At 65.1% G+C, this 19168-nt stretch carries 17 protein-coding genes and 1 riboswitch; of the genes, 7 read left to right on the forward strand and 10 right to left on the reverse strand.

Going from position 1 to position 19168, the window contains the following annotated elements; genetic code table 11:
- Positions 1-138 precede the first annotated feature (138 nt).
- The 9 genes from AABQ55_RS17240 to AABQ55_RS17280 form a co-directional block, all read right to left on the reverse strand.
- The gene (locus AABQ55_RS17240; RefSeq protein ID WP_272805878.1) at positions 139-1662 is read right to left on the reverse strand and encodes a globin-coupled sensor protein; all 1524 of its coding nucleotides are present in this window, start codon (positions 1660-1662) and stop codon (positions 139-141) included.
- A 255-nt stretch (positions 1663-1917) separates the two neighbouring features.
- Positions 1918-2634, reverse strand: coding sequence for a ParA family protein (locus AABQ55_RS17245; protein WP_272805879.1), 717 nt, complete (start codon positions 2632-2634; stop codon positions 1918-1920).
- 220 nt (positions 2635-2854) lie between these two features.
- A complete protein-coding gene (locus AABQ55_RS17250) occupies positions 2855-4000 on the reverse strand; it encodes an iron-containing alcohol dehydrogenase (protein ID WP_272805880.1) in 1146 nt (381 codons plus the stop codon).
- 5 nt (positions 4001-4005) lie between these two features.
- The gene (locus AABQ55_RS17255; protein WP_244766820.1) at positions 4006-5385 is read right to left on the reverse strand and encodes an aldehyde dehydrogenase family protein; all 1380 of its coding nucleotides are present in this window, start codon (positions 5383-5385) and stop codon (positions 4006-4008) included.
- Positions 5386-5592: 207 nt separating this feature from the next.
- Positions 5593-6957, reverse strand: coding sequence for a glutamine synthetase family protein (locus tag AABQ55_RS17260; protein ID WP_443021155.1), 1365 nt, complete (start codon positions 6955-6957; stop codon positions 5593-5595).
- Positions 6958-7038: 81 nt separating this feature from the next.
- On the reverse strand, positions 7039-8094 hold the full coding sequence (locus tag AABQ55_RS17265; RefSeq protein WP_244766822.1) for a TRAP transporter substrate-binding protein: 1056 nt from the start codon (positions 8092-8094) through the stop codon (positions 7039-7041).
- 131 nt (positions 8095-8225) lie between these two features.
- On the reverse strand, positions 8226-9548 hold the full coding sequence (locus AABQ55_RS17270; RefSeq protein ID WP_272805882.1) for a TRAP transporter large permease: 1323 nt from the start codon (positions 9546-9548) through the stop codon (positions 8226-8228).
- A complete protein-coding gene (locus AABQ55_RS17275; protein ID WP_244766824.1) occupies positions 9545-10054 on the reverse strand; it encodes a TRAP transporter small permease subunit in 510 nt (169 codons plus the stop codon). The genes AABQ55_RS17270 and AABQ55_RS17275 overlap by 4 nt, the downstream gene beginning before the upstream one ends.
- A 133-nt stretch (positions 10055-10187) precedes the next feature.
- Positions 10188-10952 carry an N-formylglutamate amidohydrolase gene (locus tag AABQ55_RS17280; protein WP_272807486.1) on the reverse strand — a complete coding sequence of 255 codons (765 nt, stop codon included), beginning with the start codon at positions 10950-10952 and terminating at the stop codon, positions 10188-10190.
- Between the two features lie 189 nt (positions 10953-11141).
- Between AABQ55_RS17280 and AABQ55_RS17285 the strand changes: the two genes are divergently transcribed.
- The 6 genes from AABQ55_RS17285 to AABQ55_RS17310 all read left to right on the forward strand — a co-directional run bounded on the left by AABQ55_RS17285 (position 11142) and on the right by AABQ55_RS17310 (position 16894).
- Complete coding sequence (locus AABQ55_RS17285; protein ID WP_398431877.1) at positions 11142-12020, forward strand: MurR/RpiR family transcriptional regulator; 879 nt, start codon at positions 11142-11144, stop codon at positions 12018-12020.
- A gap of 100 nt (positions 12021-12120) precedes the next feature.
- A complete protein-coding gene (locus tag AABQ55_RS17290) occupies positions 12121-13227 on the forward strand; it encodes an ABC transporter substrate-binding protein (protein ID WP_244766826.1) in 1107 nt (368 codons plus the stop codon).
- 83 nt (positions 13228-13310) lie between these two features.
- Positions 13311-14201, forward strand: coding sequence for an ABC transporter permease (locus tag AABQ55_RS17295; protein WP_272805883.1), 891 nt, complete (start codon positions 13311-13313; stop codon positions 14199-14201).
- A complete protein-coding gene (locus AABQ55_RS17300) occupies positions 14198-14980 on the forward strand; it encodes an ABC transporter permease (protein WP_244766828.1) in 783 nt (260 codons plus the stop codon). The genes AABQ55_RS17295 and AABQ55_RS17300 overlap by 4 nt, the downstream gene beginning before the upstream one ends.
- A gap of 9 nt (positions 14981-14989) precedes the next feature.
- The gene (locus AABQ55_RS17305) at positions 14990-16051 is read left to right on the forward strand and encodes an ABC transporter ATP-binding protein (RefSeq protein ID WP_272805884.1); all 1062 of its coding nucleotides are present in this window, start codon (positions 14990-14992) and stop codon (positions 16049-16051) included.
- Positions 16052-16175: 124 nt separating this feature from the next.
- Positions 16176-16325, forward strand: a riboswitch (FMN riboswitch).
- A gap of 65 nt (positions 16326-16390) precedes the next feature.
- On the forward strand, positions 16391-16894 hold the full coding sequence (locus tag AABQ55_RS17310) for a 6,7-dimethyl-8-ribityllumazine synthase (protein WP_443021101.1): 504 nt from the start codon (positions 16391-16393) through the stop codon (positions 16892-16894).
- Between the two features lie 198 nt (positions 16895-17092).
- On the opposite strand, the gene AABQ55_RS17315 is transcribed toward AABQ55_RS17310, so the two are convergent.
- Entirely contained in the window at positions 17093-17890 is a 798-nt protein-coding gene (locus AABQ55_RS17315) for a helix-turn-helix transcriptional regulator (RefSeq protein WP_244766830.1), read from the reverse strand.
- Positions 17891-18086: 196 nt separating this feature from the next.
- On the opposite strand from AABQ55_RS17315, the gene AABQ55_RS17320 reads away from it, so the two are divergent.
- Complete coding sequence (locus AABQ55_RS17320; protein WP_272805885.1) at positions 18087-19166, forward strand: ABC transporter ATP-binding protein; 1080 nt, start codon at positions 18087-18089, stop codon at positions 19164-19166.
- The last annotated feature ends 2 nt before the right edge of the window (positions 19167-19168 follow it).

Raw genomic sequence — 19168 nt, forward strand, 5'->3', positions numbered from 1 at the left:
CCGCTTGCAGGTAAGCCTCTCCCGCTTGCCAGTAATCGGATATGAATGAACCGTTGCTCCATCCCCTTCTCCCCGCTTGCGGGGAGAAGGGGCCGGCAGGCGGATGAGGGGCGGCCCGACGGCAGAGAAGGCCAGCGGTCAAGCCGCCCGCACATACCCCGATCCCTGGGCCGGGCGGGCCTCGCCGCTGGTGCGGAAGGCGCTGAGCTGGGCGGCGATGGAGGCGGCCTCCTGCGTCAGCGCCTGGCTGGCGGCATTGGCCTGCTCGACCATGGCGGCGTTCTGCTGGGTGATCTGGTCCATGGCATTGACCGCCTGGTTGACCGCCTGCAGGCCCGTCGCCTGTTCCGCCGTGCTGGCACGGATGGTGTTGAAGACGGCGCTGACCTCCACGACCTGGGTGACGATCTGGCGCAGCGACTGGGCGACCTCGCCCACCGAGCGCACGCCGTCCTCGACCTGGCCATGCGACCTGGCGATGAGGTTCTGGATGTCCTTCGCCGCATCGGCGCAGCGCTGGGCGAGCGCCCGCACTTCCGAGGCGACGACGGCAAAGCCGCGCCCCGCCTCGCCGGCCCGCGCCGCCTCGATGCCGGCGTTGAGCGCCAGCAGATTGGTCTGGAAGGCGATCTCGTCGATCACCTCGATGATGTTGGCGATGGCCGAGGAGGAGGCCTGGATCTCGCCCATGGCGACGATCGCGTGCTCCACGATCTCGCCGCCGCGCTGCGCATTGTCACGCGCCGCCATGACGAGGGCGTTCGCCTCGTCGGCGTTCTGGGCGGTCTGGCGCACGGTGGTGGTCACCTGCTCGACGGCGGCCGCCGTCTCCTCCAGGTTCGCGGCCTGCCGCTCCGTGCGCTTGGCAAGGTCGTCGGAGGCCGCCGCGATCTCCTGCGCGCTGAGATGGATGGAGCCCGCGCCGGCGCCGATATTGCCGATCGCCTGCGAGAGCGTGGAAATGGCGTGGTTGAAATCCTCGCGCAGCGCCTCGTAGGCTTCCGGCAGCGGGCCGGTGATGCGCGCGGTGAGGTCGCCGTCGGAAATGCGCTTCAGCGCGGCGCCGAAACTGTCGCTGACGATCTTGCGCTCCTCGGCGACGACCTGCGCCTGCACCGCCTGCTGCTTGGCGAGATCCGACATGTCGTTGTAGACGGAGATGGAGAGGTCCATGTCGAGGAACATGGCCTTGAGCAGGCTGGAGAAGCGCGCCGCAAACTCCTCCGGCCCGATTTCCTGGCGGACAAAGAACCCCTGCTTCGGCCAGAGCGATTTCACCGCCTCCGTCAGGAGATGCTCGACGATCAGCGCATAGCCGCCGATATACCAGCGCGGCTCCAGGCCGATGCGCGCATGCACATGGCCGATCGTCTGCACCTTGGACGCGTAGTCGCCGGTGAAATCGCCGGCCGCGATGTTCGCCCAGTGCCCGAGCTGGGCATTCTTCGCCCGGTTCATATGGGCATCGTTGGAGAAGAGGTGGTTCACCTCCGGGCTCTTGCGCACGATCGCATAGAACTTGTCCAGCGCCGGGCCGAGCTCCTTCTCGATGAAGGGTTTCAGCGTACGGAGCCGCTTCAGCGCTGCCTCGTCGAGGCCGAGATAGTCCAGACGGCGCGCGATGTCGTGGTTCTGGCTGGCGGTCTGCGGGACTGGCTTCATTCCGGGGGTATCCTGGCAACTCGAGAAAACGGGGAAAGCAGCGGAAAATCGGGGCAACGGCGCCGGGCGGCACCGCGTCTTGCCCGTAACCCTTCATGGGTCCCCGCGGCGGCGCATCGCCGGCGAGGTCGCTTTCTGACGCGATATCATTAGGTTAAGCGTGGTAAATTGTTCATTACCGGCATGGCGTTGCGGCGCGAAAAACGGCTGCGCCCTTTGTCGCAGCCGTTCTTGTCAATCGTCAATCCGGAAGGCTCAGGCCGCCCGCTGCAGCGTGCGGAAGAAGCCGCGTTCGGTGGCGATGCGCTTGCGCACCGGCAGGAGGCGCAGCACTTCGTCGGCAAAAAGGCGCGCATTCTCGCAGGCCTTGTCGAGATTGCTCACCTTGGCCGCATCCATCGTATAGAGCGTGCCGCCGCAATCGAAGATGTCGCGGAAGGCGGTGCGCTCGCCGATTGGCGTGTCGAGCACGGCAACGCCGCGGGCGGCGAGCAGCGCCTTGATGGCGCTCATCGCGCGGGTCGTCACCAGCGAATTCATGCGGGTGAGCACGACCGAATGGTTGATGCGGATGCCCGCCTTCTCGTCGAACTGCTTCAGGAGTTCGAGGATATGCGCCGCCCCGCGCGCATCCATGGCACAGCCCTGCACCGGGATCATCACATGGTCGGACAGGCCGATGGCGGTGGCGACCAGCGCGTCTCGCGCGCCGGCGAGGTCGATGATGAAATAGTCGGTCGTATCGCGGTTCTCGCGGATATGGCACTGGATGGAAGCCATGGTGACTTCCGAGATGACGGCGATGTTGCGCTGGCGGCCGGAAACCTCGTGCCAGTGGCTGATCCAGCGCTGCGGGTCCGCATCGAGGATGGTGATGCGGTGGCCCCGGCTTGCAAGCTCGGTGGCAAGGATCAGCGCCGCAGTGGTCTTGCCCGCGCCACCCTTGGCATTGGCAAATGTGATGACTGGCATGTCTTTCCTCATGAATGCTGCGAGCTTTCTCATCGCTCTCGTCAGGCGGCCCGGTGAGAATGGCGCCCGCTTGCTCAAACCTTTCAAAACATGGTTAACGAAATGGAAACATGCGCATGGCGAAGATTAACGAGAACGGCGCCGGACTTTCGCCTTCTCAAGCAAAAGGCCCGGAAAACCATGGTTTTCCGGGCCTCTGTCATTTGTTAACGGCAAGAATTCAGATGCACTCGACGAAGAGGCGCTTGGCCGCGTCCAGCGTCAGTTCCACCGGGTTGCCGCCGGCCGTCGGATCGACGATCGCCATGGCGGCCATCTCGTCGATCCGGTCCGTGCCGACGCCGAGCGCCGACAGCTTGTCCGGCACGCCGAGCTCCTCGCGCAGGCGCAGCACATAGTCGAAGAAACCGTCGAAGCCGCCGGATATGCCGAGATAGGCGGCGGCGCTGGCGATCTTCGCCTCGATGGCCGGGCGGTTGAAGGTCAGGACCGGCGGCATGACAACGGCATTGGTCATGCCGTGGTGCGTGTTGTAGATGGCGCCGACCGGATGCGACAGCGAATGGATCGCGCCGAGGCCCTTCTGGAAGGCGACGGCGCCCATGGCGGCCGCCGACATCATGTTGGCACGGGCCTCGATATCGGTCCCGTCCTTGTAGGCGCGCGGCAGGAATTCCTTGACGAGGCGCATGCCCTCCAGCGCGATGCCCTGGCTCATCGGGTGGTAGAACGGCGACGAATAGGCTTCGAGGCAATGGGCGAAGGCGTCCATGCCGGTGCCCGAGGTGATGACCTTCGGCATGCCCACCGTCAGCTCCGGATCGCAGATCGTCACCGAGGGCAGGAACTTCGGATGGAAGATCACCTTCTTGGTGTGCGTTTCGGAATTGGTGATGACCGAGGCGCGGCCGACTTCCGAGCCGGTGCCGGCCGTCGTCGGCACGGCGACGATCGGCGCGATGCCGTCGGAATTGGCGCGCGTCCACCAGTCACCGATATCCTCGAAATCCCAGACCGGCCGCGTCTGGCCGGACATGAAGGCGACGGCCTTGCCGAGGTCGAGGCCGGAGCCGCCGCCGAAGGCGACGACCCCGTCATGGCCGCCGTCACGGAACGCCTTGACGCCGGCTTCGAGGTTCCTGTCGGTCGGGTTCGGATCGACCTCGGCGAACATCGCCCGGCCGAGGCCGGCGGCGTCGAGAATGTCGAGCGCTTCCTTCGTGATCGCCATGGTCGAAAGGCCGCGGTCGGTGACGAGCAGCGGCTTCTTCATGCCCACGGCCTTGCAGTGGTCGGCGAGTTCCTTGATGCGACCGGCCCCGAACTTGATCGCGGTCGGGTAGCTCCAGTTGGCGGTGATGGTCATGCTCTTCAAGCTTTCCTGAAATGGTAGGATTTCGGTCTCGTGAGGTTGTGGAAGCCGATGACGGAGAGCGAGCCGCCGCGGCCCGTTTCCTTGACGCCGGTCCAGCAGAGCGCCGGGTCGAGATAGTCGGCACGGTTCATGAAGACGGTGCCGGTCTCAAGGTCCCGGGCGATGTTTGCGGCGCGATCGGCGTCCTTCGTCCAGAGCGAGACGGTGAGGCCGTACTTGCAGTCGTTCATCAGGGCGAGCGCTTCTTCATCGCTCTTGACCTTCATGATGCCGACGGCCGGGCCGAACGTCTCTTCCGTCATGAATTCCATCGAATGGTCGACATCGACGAGGATCTGCGGGGCGACATACGCACCGCCGTCATCGGCCGGGAAGAGTTTTGGATCGACCAGAGCCTTCGCGCCCTTCGCGACCGCATCGGCGATCTGCGAGCGCACGGTCGCGGCGAAACGCTTGTGCGCCATCGGCCCGAGCGTCGTTTCCGGATCGAGCGGGTTGCCGAGCTTGTAGTTGGACACCCAGGCGACGGACTTTTCGACGAAGGCGTCGTAGAGCTTCTCGTTGACGTAGATGCGCTCGATGCCGCAGCAGCACTGGCCGGAATTGTAGGTCGCGCCGTCCATCAGCGTGTCGACGGCGGCGTCGAGGTCGGCGTCTTCCATGACGTAGCCCGGATCCTTGCCGCCGAGCTCGAGGCCGACCGGCGTGAAGGTGCCGGCCGCCGCGCGCTCGATCGACCGGCCGCCCTCGACCGAACCGGTGAAGTTGACGAAGTCGAACGCGTTGCCGGCGATCAGCGCCGAGGTCGTGTCATGGTCGAGGAAGACGTTCTGGAAGACATCCTCCGGCACGCCCGCCTCGTTGAAGGCGCGCACCAGCCGTTCGCCGACGAGCAGCGTCTGGGCGGCGTGCTTGATGATGACGACATTGCCGGCCATCAGCGCCGGCGCGACCGTGTTGATCGCGGTCATATAGGGATAGTTCCACGGCGCGATGACGAAGACGACGCCATGCGGCTCGCGCTCGATGCGGCGCTCGAAACGCTCGCTGTTCTCGATGACGATCGGCGCCAGCGAGGAGCCGGCGATCTCGGCGACGTAGTTGGAGCGCTCGTTGAAGCCCTTGAACTCGCCGCCGTAGCGGACCGGGCGGCCCATCTGCCAGGCGATTTCCGGCACGATCTCGTCGGCCATCTCGTTGACGCGGGCAACGCCCTTGAGGACGAGCTGGACGCGCTCTTCGAGCGGGCGCCTGGCCCAGGCCTTCTGCGCCTTCTTCGCGCGGGCGACAGCCTCTTGCGCGGCCGCCAGCGGCATCGCCTCGCGCTCGGCATAGACCGAGCCGTCGACGGGGGATATGCATTTGATCACAGTCATGATCGACTTCCTGTTGGTTCTATTCGGAATTTCAGTTCTGGCGCTCCGGTTGCCCCTCATCCGGCCTGCCGGCCACCTTCTCCCCGCAAGCAGGGAGAAGGAAATATGCCGTGCCGTTTTCCCAGACCAACACCCTTTCGCAGGGCAGGTCCCCTCTCCCCGCTTGCGGGGAGAGGGCTAGGGTGAGGGGCAATTCCCGAAACGCTTCTACGCCCTCTCGAAGCCGCGCGCCACCTCCCAGTCGGTGATGCGGCGGTCGTATTCTTCCTGCTCCCATTCGGCCGCGCGCACATAGTGGTCGACGACGTCGTCGCCAAAGGCCTCGCGCAGCATGTCGGATTCCTTCAGCGCGGCGGCCGCGCCGCGCAGGGTCTTGGGGATCTCGCGGATGTCCTTGCCGCCATAGGCGTCGCCCTCGAAGGGTGCCTCCAGCTCCAGCTTCTGCTCGATGCCGGCCATGCCGGCCGCCAGCAGCGCCGCCATGGCGAGATAGGGGTTGAGGTCCGATCCGCCGACGCGGCATTCGATGCGGATGCCCTTGGTGCCCTCGCCGCACAGGCGATAGCCGGCGGTGCGGTTGTCCTTGCTCCAGATCGCCTTGGTCGGCGCGAAGGTGCCGGCGACGAAGCGCTTGTAGGAATTGATGTAGGGCGCGAGGAAATAGGTGATCTCGCTGGCATGGGCGAGCAGGCCCGCCACATACATGCCCATCAGCTCCGACATGCCGTACTTGCCGTCCTTGTCGAAGAACTTCGGCTCCTTGCCGTCGAGGCTCCACAGCGACTGGTGGATATGCGAGGAGGAGCCGGCCAGGTTGTAGTTCCACTTGGCGAGGAAGGTGACGGCCTTGCCGCGCTGCCAGGCGATCTCCTTGGTGGCGTTCTTGATGATCGAATGCCGGTCGGCCATGGTGAGGGCCTCGGCATACCGCACGTTGATCTCCTCCTGGCCGGGCGAGGCCTCGCCCTTGGAGTTCTCGACCGGAATGCCGGCGCCCTGCAGGCCGTTGCGCAGCGCCCGCATGACATCCTCTTCCTTGGTGGTCTGGAAGATATGGTAGTCCTCGTTGTAGCCGGACGCCGTGCGCAGGTCGCGGTAGCCGCTCTCGCGCGCATCGTCGAAGGTCTGGTCGAACAGGTAGAATTCGAGCTCGCTCGCCATGAAGGGCTTCAGGCCCATGGCCTCCAGCCGCTTGACCTGCTTCTTCAGCACGGCGCGCGGCGAGTGCGGGACCTCGGCATGGGTGTGGTGGTCGAGCACGTCGCAGAGCACGAGCGCGGTGCCTTCGAGCCACGGCAACTTGCGCAGCGTCGCAAGGTCCGGCTTCATCGTGTAGTCGCCGTAGCCGGCGGCCCAGCTCGTCGACCGGTAGCCGGGAACGGTCTCCATCTCCATGTCGGTCGCCAGGAGGTAGTTGCAGCTGTGCGTCTCTTCATGAGCGCTGTCGATGAAATACTGCGCGTGGAAACGCTTGCCCATCAGGCGCCCCTGCATGTCGACGAGGCATGCCAGAACGGTATCGATGCGGCCCTCGGCCACATCCTTCTTCAGGTCGTCAAAACTATAGGTCATGGTCATCGGTGGCGGTCCTGGCGGTTGCTGCTTCATGCCGGACCGGGCCTTGCCGGCCCGGCCCGGAGGGATTGGATGCGATCAGCCGTTGACGTAGGGCGGACCGGCCTTGTTGATGATGGCGTTGTAGTCCTCGAAGATCTTCACGACCTTGGCGGCCGTCTCGCTCTGGCCGGCGATCTCCTTCCAGAACACCTTGGCCGCATCCTCCACGACCTTCCACTCCTCGGCCGGAATGCTGGTGAGCTTCAGCTTCGTGCCTTCGGCGCGCAGCTTCGCCTCGCCGCCCCAGTACCATTGGTCGCGGTAGTTGTTGCCGGCCTCGATCGCCGTCAGGACCAGCTTCTTCAGGTGGTCCGGCAGTTCCGCCCACTTCTGCTCGTTGACGAAGAAGGAGCCGATCCAGGCGCCCGAGATGTTGTTGGTCAGGAAGTGGTCCGTCACGTCGGCCCAGCCGACCGTGTAGTCCTCGGTGATGCCCGACCAGGCCATGCCGTCGAGCTCGCCGGTCTGCACGGCGACCTGTGCGTCTTCATAGGGGATCGTCACCGGCACGACGCCGAACTGGCTGAGGAAGCGGCCGGCCGTCGGGAAGGTATAGAGGCGCAGGCCCTCGAGGTCCTTGACGGAGGTGATCGCCTTCTTGGTGTTGAAGTGGCAGGGATCCTGGCCCGAGGAGGAGAGCCAGACGACGCCGCCGACCTTCTCGTAGGACGACTTCCAGATGTCGGCGAGGCCGTATTGCTTGAAGAGCACCGGCACGTCGAGGATCTGCTTGGTGGCGAGCGGGAAGTAGCCGCCGAAGGTGGCGACGTCCGCCGGGGACGCCATGGAATCGTCGTCCGAATGCACGGCATCGATCGTGCCGGCCTGAAGCGCGCGGAACAGTTCGCCCGTCGGCACGATCTGGTCGGCGAAGTAGAGCTCGATCTCCAGCTCGCCCTTGGCGGCGGCGTTGATCGCGTCGATGATCGGCTTGGTGACGTGCTCGCCGAGCGCGGCGCCCGCATAGGTCTGGAAACGCCACTTGATGGCGGTCTGCGCCTTCACGATGGCGGGGGCGGAAAGCGTGGCGGCGCCGGCCGCGCCGATCGTGACTGCCCCGGCCCGTGTCAGAAATTGCCGTCTGTTGGTCATATCTCTATCCCTCTGGTTAAACGTCTCGGTTTTGCCGGGAACGGCCGTTCATCCCGGTCGGTCAATCGTCTTTTCTTCTCTCGGCCTCATTCTCCCTTGCAGGCCGGCGACTGCCGCCGCCGGCGAACCGGTTATTTGGCGTAGTAGTTGTTCGGCAGCCACGTCGCGATCTCCGGGAACACGCCGATGATGATCAGGCTCGCCACCATGATGCCGACGAAGGGCCAGATCGACTTGTAGATATCGGTCATGCCGATCCCGGGCGGCGCCATGGCACGCATCATGAACAGGTTGTAGCCGAAGGGCGGCGTGATGTAGGCGATCTGGCAGGTGATCGTGTAGAGCACGCCGTACCACACGAGGTCGAAGCCGAGCTTCTGCACCAGCGGGATGTAGAGCGGCGCCACGATGACGAGCATGGCCGTGTCGTCGAGGAACATGCCCATGACGAGGAAGGAAAGCTGCATCAGCACCAGGACCTGCCAGGGTTCGAGGCCAAGGTCGCCGAGAAAGAAGCGCTCGATCGACTTGACCGCGCCGAGACCGTCGAAGACGGCGCCGAAGCACAGCGAGGCGATCAGGATCCACATGAACATGCAGGTGATGCCGAGCGTCTTCTGCAGGACGTCGTTCCACAGCCGCACGCTGAGGCGCCCGCGCCACCAGGCGACCAGCGCCGAGCAGATGGCGCCGATGGCGGAACTTTCCACCAGGCTCGAAATGCCGCTGAGGAACAGCCACATCATCAGCGCGAAGATGCCGAGCGGCACGATGCCGGCAGACAGGAGCGCCACTTTCTCGCGGAAAGGCACGTTGCGTTCCGACGGCGGCAGGGCGGGGCCGAGCGCCGGGTTCACGCGGCAGCGCACATAGACGTAGATCGCCATCAGCGCCGCCATCATCAGGCCCGGCAGCACGCCGGCGAGCCAGAGCTGGCCGACCGGCACGCGGGCGATCATGCCGTAGAGCACGAGCACGACGCTCGGCGGCAGGAGGATGCCGAGCGTCGAACCGCCCTGTACGACGCCCGTCATCATGACCTTGTCATAGCCGCGGCGCAGCAGCTCCGGCAGCGCGATGGTGGCGCCGATCGCCATGCCGGCGACCGAAAGGCCGTTCATGGCGGAGATGACGACCATGAGGCCGACCGTGCCGAGCGCCAGGCCGCCGTTGATCGGCCCCATCCAGACGTGGATCGCCTTGTACATGTCCTCGGCGATGCCCGATTCCGACAGCATGTAGCCCATGAAGACGAACATCGGCACCGTCAGCATCGGATACCATTTGACGAGCTTCATCACCGAGGCGAAGCCCATTTCGGAGCCGCCCGTGCCCCATAGCAGGAAGGCCGCGACGACGCCGACGAAACCGATGACGGCAAAGACCCGCTGCCCGGTGAGCAGCAGCACCATCATGCCGGCGAACATCGTGATTGCGATGAATTCGTAGCTCATGCGATGGGCCTTCCCCGCAACTCGGCGATATCCTTGAAGAGCGAAGCGGTGGCCTGCGCGAGCATCATCACGACACCGAAGGTCATGACGATCTTGATCGGCGCCATATAGGGCGCCCAGGCGGTAAAACTCTTTTCCTTGAACTGGATGGCATAGGTCGTGCTGGTGATGCCGCCATAGAGCATGAAGCCGAGGAAGACGATCAGCGCGATCGCCGTGACGGTGTCGAAGGCCGCCCGCTTCTTCGCCGACCAGGTGCCGTAGAACAGGTCCATCCGCACATGGTCGCCGGTCTGCATGGCGAAGGCGCCGCCGAGCATGTAGTAGGCCGCCATGGTGAACTGCGCCGATTCCAGCGTCCAGTTCGCCGGCAGGTGGAAGGCCTTCGAGACGGAGGAATACAGCAGAATCGCGAACATCGCGAAGATCAGGTACATCGCGAAAAGGCCGACACGCCGGTTGAACGTGTCGACAAAGCGAACATAGGTCTTGATGAAATCAGGCATGGCCCCTGCCCCCGTTCCGGACGACGGCAATCTCAGTCGGGCCGGGCCTCCGATATGACAAAGCAAGCATCCGCTTGGCCTCTCCTGTTTGTGTTCTTCTCCGTCTCCACGGATGTCGTTCCCCGGGTCTTTGTTATTGGATTGCGGGAAGGCTCTTCTTGAGCAGTCCCGCCAGATAATCGGCCACGACCCTTTGGCCGGCTTCGTCCTTCACGAGGTCGTTGCGGACCTCGATCATCACATTGGCAAGGCCGTTGGCAAGGCCGTGCTCCCTCAGCGTATGCGTCACCCCGTCCTCCGGTCCATACGGTTCGTTGCGGCGGATGTCGAAGGGCCCGGCGCTGCCGGCCGCCGCCAGCATGGCATCGGCAAGGCGCGTGTCGGCATCGTGCAGGATGCCGATCTCGACGGCGCGCGGCTTGCCGAAATAGACCGGCGTGAAACTGTGCATGGTGACGATGACCGGCGCCCTGCCCTCAGCGATCCGGCTCTTCACAAGGCCGGACAGCCTGTCGCGGAACGGCAGGTAGAGCGCTTGCGTGCGGGCATCGCGCGCCGCCTGGTCGAGCCCGGCATTGCCCGGAACGGCGAAGACCTCGCTCTTTTCCGGCATGGCGGCCGGCGATTCCGGCGGACGGTTGCAATCGTAGACAAGGCGGGAGAACCGCTGGAAAACCAGTGTCGCGTCAAGGCTTTGTGCCATGAGGCGCGAGACGGCGAGCGCGCCCGGATCCCAGGCGATATGGCTTTCGAGCGCTTCCTCGGTAAGGCCGAGCGTGCCGAGCGCCTTCGGCAGCAGCCGGGATGCATGCTCGCAGACCAGGACGACCGGACCGCGGGCAACACCATTCTCCAGGGCGACGGGGTCGCCCTCCTCTCCAGTCAGAATTCCCATCAGCCTGATCCCCTCGACCGGCTCTTATCGTTTATGAAGAGAATTCTTCACAGCCCTGCCGCTGTCAACGGGGTAGTGAAAAAATCTCTTCAAAAAAACATTTGACTCGAATTGTGACAGCGATGTTTAATTTCCCGAACTCCGGCGAAGACCGGAGCGCAGGGGAACAATTTGACACTCAACCAAGCATCCATGACGGTGTCGGATGTGATCAGTGCCCATTTCGACGCGTTGACGCGCGCCGAAAAGCAGCTGGCCACGTCATTGCTCGACAACTATCCCGTCTCCGGCCTCGGCAGCATCACGACGGTGGCGGAAAACGCCGGCGTGTCGACGCCCACGGTCGCCCGCATGGTGCAGAAGCTGGGATTTCGCGGCTTCCCGGATTTCCAGGCCCGCCTGCACCATGAGCTGGAAGCCACCCTGTCGAGCCCGATCAGCAAGCACGACCGCTGGGCGGCCAGGGCGCCCGGCACGCATATCCTCAACCGCTTCGCCGACGCGATCATGACCAACCTGCGCCAGACGCTCTCGCAGGTGGAGACCGCCGACTTCGACAGCGCCAGCGCCCTCCTCGCCGACCGCCAGCGCAGCATCTATATCATCGGCGGGCGCATCACGAAGGCGCTGGCCGACTACCTCTTCACCCATCTCCAGGTCATCCGCCCGAACGTCACGCAGATCGCCGCCAATCCCAGCTCCTGGCCGCACTACGTCCTGAACATGAAGGCCGGCGACGTGCTCGTGATCTTCGATATCCGCCGCTACGAGCAGGAGATGGAGACGCTCGGCCGCGTCGCCCGCGAGCGCGGCGTCGAGATCGTGCTCTTTACCGACCAGTGGGCCTCGCCCGTCGCCAAGGTCGCGGCGAAGGTCTTTCGCGTGCACATCGAGGCGCCGTCGGCCTGGGACTCGTCCGTCGTGACGCTGTTCATCGTGGAGGCGCTGATCGAGGCCGTCCAGAGTTCGGGCTGGGAGGAAACCAGCGGCCGAATGAAGACGCTGGAGGGCCTCTTCGAGGCCAGCCGGCTGTTTCGCAAACCAAAACCGGAGGTTCCCGGAAAGCCCTGATCGACATCCGAAAAAAACGAAATAAAACTGTCACATAAGCTTCATCTGCCGCCAGTATCAGCTTCGCCGAAGTTGACTGACTCACAAAAGGAGAACACCCGTGATGTCACATACGAAACGTCTGCTTTCGCTCTCCACCGCGCTGGCGATCGCCGTTCCCTCGCTCGCCTTCGCCGAGCCGAGCGCCGAGCTCATCGAGGCCGCCAAGAAGGAAGGCATGCTGACGACGATCGCGCTGCCGCACGACTGGTGCGGCTATGGCGAGGTCATCGCCTCCTTCAAGGCCAAGTACCCGGAAATCCAGGTCAACGAACTGAACCCGGATGCCGGCTCGGCCGACGAGATCGAAGCCATCAAGGCCAACAAGGACAACAAGGGCCCGCAGTCGCCCGACGTGATCGACGTCGGCCTGTCCTTCGGTCCGTCGGCAAAGGCCGAAGGCCTGCTGCAGCCCTACAAGGTCTCCACCTGGGACGAGATCCCGGACACCATCAAGGATCCGGAAGGCTACTGGTACGGCGACTACTACGGCGTGATGTCCTTCTTCGTGAACAAGGACCTCGTCGAGAACACGCCGAAGGACTGGGCCGACCTGCTGAAGCCGGAATATTCCGGACAGGTCGCGCTTGCCGGCGATCCGCGCGCCTCCAACCAGGCCATCCTCGGCGTTCTGGCCGCCGGCCTCGGCAAGGATGCGAAGGCCGGCAAGGAAGCCGGCGAAGCGGGCCTTGCCTACTTTGCCGAAATGAACAAGGCCGGCAACTTCGTTCCGGTCATCGGCAAGTCCGGCACGCTGGCGCAGGGCTCCACCCCGATCATCATCGCCTGGGACTACAACGCGCTCGGCTGGGCCAAGACCCTCAACGGCAACCCGCCGACGGAAGTCGTCGTTCCGGAAAAGGGCGTCCTTGCCGGCGTCTACGTCCAGGCGATCTCGGCCTATGCGCCGCATCCGAACGCCGCCAAGCTGTGGATGGAGCACCTCTATTCCGACGAGGGCCAGCTCGGCTGGCTGAAGGGCTATTGCCATCCGGCACGCTTCAACGCCATGGTCAAGGCCGGCAAGATCCCGCAGGACCTGATCGACGCGCTGCCGCCGGCCGAATCCTATGAGAAGGCCTACTTCCCGACGCTCGAGGAAGTGGACGCCAACAACGCCGCCGTGACCGGCGCCTGGGACTCGGTCGTCGGCGCGAACGTGCAGTAACGACAGCATCCCCGTCGCCCCGGCCCGTCGCCGGGGCGACGATTGCGGTATGCCAATGACGGCAACCCCATGAGGCCAACTTAATGTCATCAGACAGCTCAGCAGCACCGCCCCCCGCGCGGGCGCCCTTCCGCCTCCCGCTGCACTGGCTCGGCGCGGCGCCGTTCGCGATCTTCGTCCTGTTGTTCCTGATCATGCCGACGATGCGCATCGTCGTCGGCGCCTTCCAGACGCCGGACGGAAGCTTCACGCTCGACAATATCCGGGGCCTGTTCACCACCTCCATCCTCTCGGCCTACTGGATATCGATCAAGATCTCCATCGCCTCCGCCCTGCTCGGCTGCCTGATCGGCTTTTCCGTCGCATCCGCCGTGGTGCTCGGCGGCCTGCCGAAATGGATCCGCGGCCCGCTCCTGACCTTTTCCGGCGTCGCCTCCAACTTCGCCGGCGTGCCGCTCGCCTTCGCCTTCCTTGCCACACTCGGCCCCGTCGGCCTCCTGACGGTGTTCCTGAAGTCGCAGCTCGGCATCGACCTGCGCGCGCTCGGCTTCAACATCCTGTCCTTCTGGGGCCTGACGATCACCTATCTGTTCTTCCAGATCCCGCTGATGATCCTCATCATCACGCCCGCGCTCGACGGCCTGAAGCGCGAATGGCGGGAAGCGGCGCAGATCCTCGGCGCGACGAACGCGCAGTACTGGCGCATGGTCGCCTTCCCGATCCTGCTGCCCTCCTTCCTCGGCACGCTGGCGCTGCTCTTCGCGAACGCCTTCGGGGCCGTCGCCACCGCCATCGCGCTCACCGGTTCCTCGCTCTCCATCGTGCCGATCCTGCTCTTCGCGCAGATCCGCGGCGACGTCTTGGGCAACCCGCATCTCGGCTATGCGCTCGCCTTCGGCATGATCGTCGTGACGGGCATCGCCAACACGATCTACATCTGGCTGCGCGCCCGCAGCGAAAGGTGGCTGAAATGAGAAAGTTCTGGGCCTGGGGCGCCCTCATCTTCGGAATGCTCTATTTCATCCTGCCGCTGCTCGGCATGACCAACTTCTCCCTGAAGATGCGCCGTGGCGTCTATTCGCTGGATGCCTATGCCGTCGTGCTCGGCGATCCGCGCTTCCAGGCGACCTTCACCTATTCGATCCTGATGGCGCTCGCGACCATCGTCTTCGGCGTGCTGCTCGTCGTGCCGACCGCCTACTGGGTGCGGCTGAAGCTGCCGGGCCTTCGTCCCTATATCGAATTCGTCACGCTGCTGCCGCTGGTCATCCCGGCCATCGTCATCGTCTTCGGCTATATCCGGCTCTACAACACCTCGAGCTGGCTGCCGCTGACCGGCTCGATCACCGGCACGAACATCCTTCTGATGTTCGGCTATGCGACGCTGGCGCTGCCCTACATGTACCGCTCCGTCGATACGGGCCTGCGTTCCATCGACATCGCGACGCTGACGGAAGCGGCTCAGAGCCTCGGTGCCGGCTGGACGACGATCCTCGCCAGGATCATCCTGCCGAACGTGCTGGTCGCGGTGCTGTCGGGCGCGTTCCTCACCTTCGCCATCGTCATCGGCGAGTTCACCATGGCCGCCCTGCTCAACCGTCCGGCCTTCGGTCCCTACATGCAGCTGCTCGGCGCCAACCGCGCCTACGAGCCGGCCGCGCTTGCGGTCATGTCCTTCGCGCTGACCTGGGGCTGCCTCGGCCTGATCCAGCTTGTTTCCCGTTTCCAGAAGGGCGCGCAGAGCGCGACTTAAGGACTTTCCATGAGCTTTCTCACCCTCACCAGCCTTCAGAAGTCCTTCGGCCCCGTCCAGGTGGTCAAGGATTTCAACATGTCGATCGAAAAGGGCGAGTTCATCTCGTTCCTCGGCCCGTCGGGCTGCGGCAAGACCACCGTGCTGCGCATGATCGCCGGCTTCGAGACGCCCTCGGGCGGCGCGATCACCATCGACGGCAAGAGCCAGCAGAACCTGCGCCCCAACCAGCGCAATATCGGCATGGTGTTCCAGGCCTACGCCCTCTTCCCGAACATGAACGTTGCCGAAAACGTCGCCTTCGGCCTCAAGGTCGCCGGCCGGCCGAAGGCCGAGATCGACGCGCGCGTCAAGGAGATGCTCGGCCTCATCAAGCTCGACCACCTCGCCGACCGCTACCCCTACCAGATGTCCGGCGGCCAGCAGCAGCGCGTGGCGCTCGCCCGGGCACTCGCGCCCAAGCCCCAGGTCCTCCTGCTCGACGAACCGCTCTCCGCCCTCGACGCCAAGATCCGCGTGTCGCTGCGCGAGGAAATCCGGCAGATCCAGCAGCAGCTCGGCATCACCACGGTCTTCGTCACCCACGACCAGGAAGAGGCCCTGTCGATCTCCGACCGCATCGTCGTGATGAACGCCGGCAAGGCGGACCAGATCGGCAAGCCCGCGGACATCTACAACCGTCCCGCCACCCGTTTCGTCGCCAACTTCGTCGGTACGCTGAACCTCATCGAGGCGAAGGTCGTCGATCCTGCCGCCAACCGCGTCTCGATCGGCGATCAGGGCGTGACGCTGCGCGAGCCGCTCGGCAATGCGAAGGCCGGCGACACCGTCTCGCTGGCGCTGCGCCCGGAAGCCGGCTCGACCGCCCCCGACGCCAGGGGCGACACGGCGCTGACGGGCGAGGTCGTCTCCTCGAACTTCCTCGGCTCGGTCATCCGCACCCGCATGAAGGTCGGCGACAGCATCATCTCCTTCGACATGTTCAACAGCCCCGGCCTCGTGCCGCCGACGGTCGGCGAGACGGTCACGCTGCGCTTCACGGCCGGCGATCTCCTGGTCATCCGCGACTGAGCGTGCAGGCACGGCCGCGAAGCGGTTTTCCAGGTTTCGGCCGTGCTTTGGAAAAATCTGTCGTGAATTGCGTCTTTTGCGTCGCCCGCGGATTTGATCTGCGGGCTTTCGCCGGCTAGTCTCCCATCGTTCTCAGGGCGGGGTGAAACTCCCCACCGGCGGTATCGGGCGTGAAAACCCGGAGCCCGCGAGCGCCTTGCCCCAAAGGCAAGGGTCAGCAGATCCGGTGCGATGCCGGAGCCGACGGTCACAGTCCGGATGGAAGAGAGCAAGCAGGAGCCACCCGCCCGCAGCGGCGGGGTCGCGTCCTGCGTGTTCGCCCAAGGGGACCGTTGCAAAATGGCTCAACCCTTGAAAGGCCTCGACATGAATGTGAATGCCACCCCCGCCGCCCGCATCGCCGTCATCCGTGCCCGCTGGCACGCCGGCATCGTCGACCAGGCGGTCGATTCCTTCGTCGCCGAATGGACCGCGCTCGGCGGCCGCGCCGAAGAGGTCGACATCATCGATGTGCCCGGCGCCCTCGAAATCCCGCTGCATGCCCAGCTTCTCGCCCGCACCGGCCGCTATTCCGCCATTCTCGGCGTCGCCCTCGTCGTCGACGGCGGCATCTACCGCCACGATTTCGTCGCCGGCACCGTGGTGGACGCCATCGTGCGCGTCGGCCTCGACACTGGCGTGCCGGTGCTCTCGGCCGTGCTGACGCCGCACAATTTCCAGGAATCGGACGCCCACATCGCCTTCTTCCGCGACCATTTCGTCATCAAGGGCAGGGAAGCCGCCAACGCCGCCCGCCAGATCATCGACGCGCGGGCGCAGGTCGCGCTGGCGACGGTCGCTTGAATCACGATTTGAAGACGCGAAATCGATCCGTCAGGATAGGCCCGCAAGCCTTTGAAAAGACTTGACGCAGCCCGGCAGCGATGCCGGGCTTTTCCCTTGCACCTCCCTCTCCTCCGTCATCCTCGGGTCAAGCCCGAGGATGACGGAGGAAGAAGGAGAGTGGTCCCGCCTTCGCTAACGACGCACCGGCCGCCCCGCCTACCCCTGAAGGTTCTTCAGATAGATCGACAGCAGCTGGATCTGCGAGGAGATGCCGAGCTTGCGGTAGACGTTGCGGCGATGGACCTTCACCGTGCCGGTGGAGATGTCGAGCTTCAGGCCGATCGATTCCGACGAGTGTCCCTGCAGGACGAGCTCGATGATCGAGGCCTCGCGGTCCGTCAGGTTCAGCTTGCGCCACACCCTGTCGGCCGCGCTCAAGGGCTCGCTCCGCCGCCCCCGCCCCTGGCCCGTCTCCGCGAAGCGCCCGGCAAGCCCGCTCCAGGCGCGCCGCACCACGGCGGCGACGAAGGGTTCTGCATCGCTGAGCAGGGCGAATTCCGGCGCGGGGAAGACGCCGGTCTTCTCGCGCCGCATCAGCGAGACCACCACCGTCACGCCGTCGTCCACCGGCACGAAGAAACCGATCTCCTCGGCAAGCCGGGTCTGCGAATAATAGGTGCGGAAATATTCGCTGGAGAAGAACCGGTCCGGCGCCAGCTCCCGCATGCGGAAGACGCCGGCGCGGCCGGCGCGCGTCGTGCGGTAGAACGGATCGAGCAGGTAGGGTCCGGCCTGGTAGAGCGTCACGAAGACGTGGTGGTCGTCCGCATCGAAGGTGCTGAAGAGGTCGATCGGCCGCGCCTTCTCGTGATAGGCGAAGATGACGATGTCGTCGAAGCGCACCAGCGCCCGCATCATCGCAAGCAGGGTCTCTCCGGTCTGCCGGTCGGAGCTCTCCGGCGCGCCGGCCCAGTCGGCCAGGGTGCGAAAAAGTGCCGTGAAATCGACCCGCATGGCGCCGCTGCTCCCCCGATTTCCCCCGCGGCAGCCGGAATGGACTGCCGCCGGATATACTCCTTCCACAGCCGATTTACGGATAAAATACCTCTCTCGGGGTATATACCACCCATCGGCCGCTGACTAGCATCCCCCTCGACGGTGGCCAAGGCGGCAGAGATCGCCAAGAGACCAACAACCGCAGGGAACAGACGTGACATCCGCCCCAACGAACGACATCGAGTTCCGTTCGGTGACCAAGCGCTATGGCGCGGTGACCGCGGTCTCCGACATCAATCTTTCCGTGCCGAAGGGTGCCTTCGTCGCGCTTCTCGGTCCGTCCGGCTGCGGCAAGACCACCTGTCTTCGCATGATCGGCGGCTTCGAGCAGCCGAGCGAGGGCGAGGTGCTGATCGCCGGAAAGGTCGCCAACGGCGTTCCGGCCTATCGCCGCCCGGTCAACATGGTCTTCCAGCACTATGCCCTCTTCCCGCATTTCGACGTGGAGAGGAACGTCGCCTACGGGCTGAGGCAGCTGCGCCCGAAGCTGCCGGCGGCGGAGATCGCCCGCCGTGTCGGCGAGGCGCTGGAGATGGTGCGCCTCACCGGTTTCGCCGGGCGCCGCATCCATGAGATGTCCGGCGGCCAGCAGCAGCGCGTGGCGCTCGCCCGCGCGCTCGTCAACAAGCCCTCCGTGCTGCTGCTCGACGAGCCGCTCGCCGCGCTCGACAAGAAGCTGCGCACCGCCATGCAGATCGAGTTGCAGACGCTGCAGCGCGATCTCGGCATTACCTTCGTGCTCGTCACGCACGACCAGGAGGAGGCGCTGTCGATGAGCGACCTCGTCTGCGTGATGAGCGCCGGCCGCATCCGCCAGCTCGCGACGCCGCAGGAGGTCTACGACCGGCCCGCCGATCTCTTCGTGGCCGATTTCGTCGGCAAGACGAACCGTTTTGCCGGCACGCTGGAAACCGGCGGCACCGTGCGCCTCGGCAATGGCGCGGCCCTGCCCGCCGCGCGCGCCGATCTTGCGCCGGGCGCGGTCACGGTCGCGCTTCGCCCCGAGGCGATCCGCCTTTCGCGCGGCGCGGCCGGCGCGACCACGCTGGAAGGCACGGTCACGCATCGCATCTTCCTCGGCTCGGCCGCCGAATATTCCGTCGCCGTCGACGGGCTCGGCGACCTGCTCGTCACCGCCGAACGCCACAGCCAATCGCAAAACGACCTCGTCGCGCCGGGCGAACGGGTCGCCATAAGCTTCGATCCCGGCCAGACGCATATCTTTCCGGCCTGAGG

The sequence above is a fragment of the Shinella sp. WSD5-1 genome, from assembly GCF_963942435.1.
GTDB classification, from domain to species: Bacteria; Pseudomonadota; Alphaproteobacteria; order Rhizobiales; family Rhizobiaceae; genus Shinella; species Shinella yambaruensis.

Excerpts from the sequence above, each read along its gene's own strand:
- AABQ55_RS17240 (WP_272805878.1), bottom strand. The coding sequence starts at position 1,662 with ATGAAGCCAGTCCCGCAGACCGCCAGCCAGAACCACGACATCGCGCGC.
- AABQ55_RS17245 (WP_272805879.1), bottom strand. The coding sequence starts at position 2,634 with ATGCCAGTCATCACATTTGCCAATGCCAAGGGTGGCGCGGGCAAGACC.
- AABQ55_RS17250 (WP_272805880.1), bottom strand. The coding sequence starts at position 4,000 with ATGACCATCACCGCCAACTGGAGCTACCCGACCGCGATCAAGTTCGGG.
- AABQ55_RS17255 (WP_244766820.1), bottom strand. The coding sequence starts at position 5,385 with ATGACTGTGATCAAATGCATATCCCCCGTCGACGGCTCGGTCTATGCC.
- AABQ55_RS17260 (WP_443021155.1), bottom strand. The coding sequence starts at position 6,957 with ATGACCTATAGTTTTGACGACCTGAAGAAGGATGTGGCCGAGGGCCGC.
- AABQ55_RS17265 (WP_244766822.1), bottom strand. The coding sequence starts at position 8,094 with ATGACCAACAGACGGCAATTTCTGACACGGGCCGGGGCAGTCACGATC.
- AABQ55_RS17270 (WP_272805882.1), bottom strand. The coding sequence starts at position 9,548 with ATGAGCTACGAATTCATCGCAATCACGATGTTCGCCGGCATGATGGTG.
- AABQ55_RS17275 (WP_244766824.1), bottom strand. The coding sequence starts at position 10,054 with ATGCCTGATTTCATCAAGACCTATGTTCGCTTTGTCGACACGTTCAAC.
- AABQ55_RS17285 (WP_398431877.1), top strand. The coding sequence starts at position 11,142 with ATGACGGTGTCGGATGTGATCAGTGCCCATTTCGACGCGTTGACGCGC.
- AABQ55_RS17295 (WP_272805883.1), top strand. The coding sequence starts at position 13,311 with ATGTCATCAGACAGCTCAGCAGCACCGCCCCCCGCGCGGGCGCCCTTC.
- AABQ55_RS17300 (WP_244766828.1), top strand. The coding sequence starts at position 14,198 with ATGAGAAAGTTCTGGGCCTGGGGCGCCCTCATCTTCGGAATGCTCTAT.
- AABQ55_RS17305 (WP_272805884.1), top strand. The coding sequence starts at position 14,990 with ATGAGCTTTCTCACCCTCACCAGCCTTCAGAAGTCCTTCGGCCCCGTC.
- AABQ55_RS17310 (WP_443021101.1), top strand. The coding sequence starts at position 16,391 with ATGGCTCAACCCTTGAAAGGCCTCGACATGAATGTGAATGCCACCCCC.
- AABQ55_RS17315 (WP_244766830.1), bottom strand. The coding sequence starts at position 17,890 with ATGCGGGTCGATTTCACGGCACTTTTTCGCACCCTGGCCGACTGGGCC.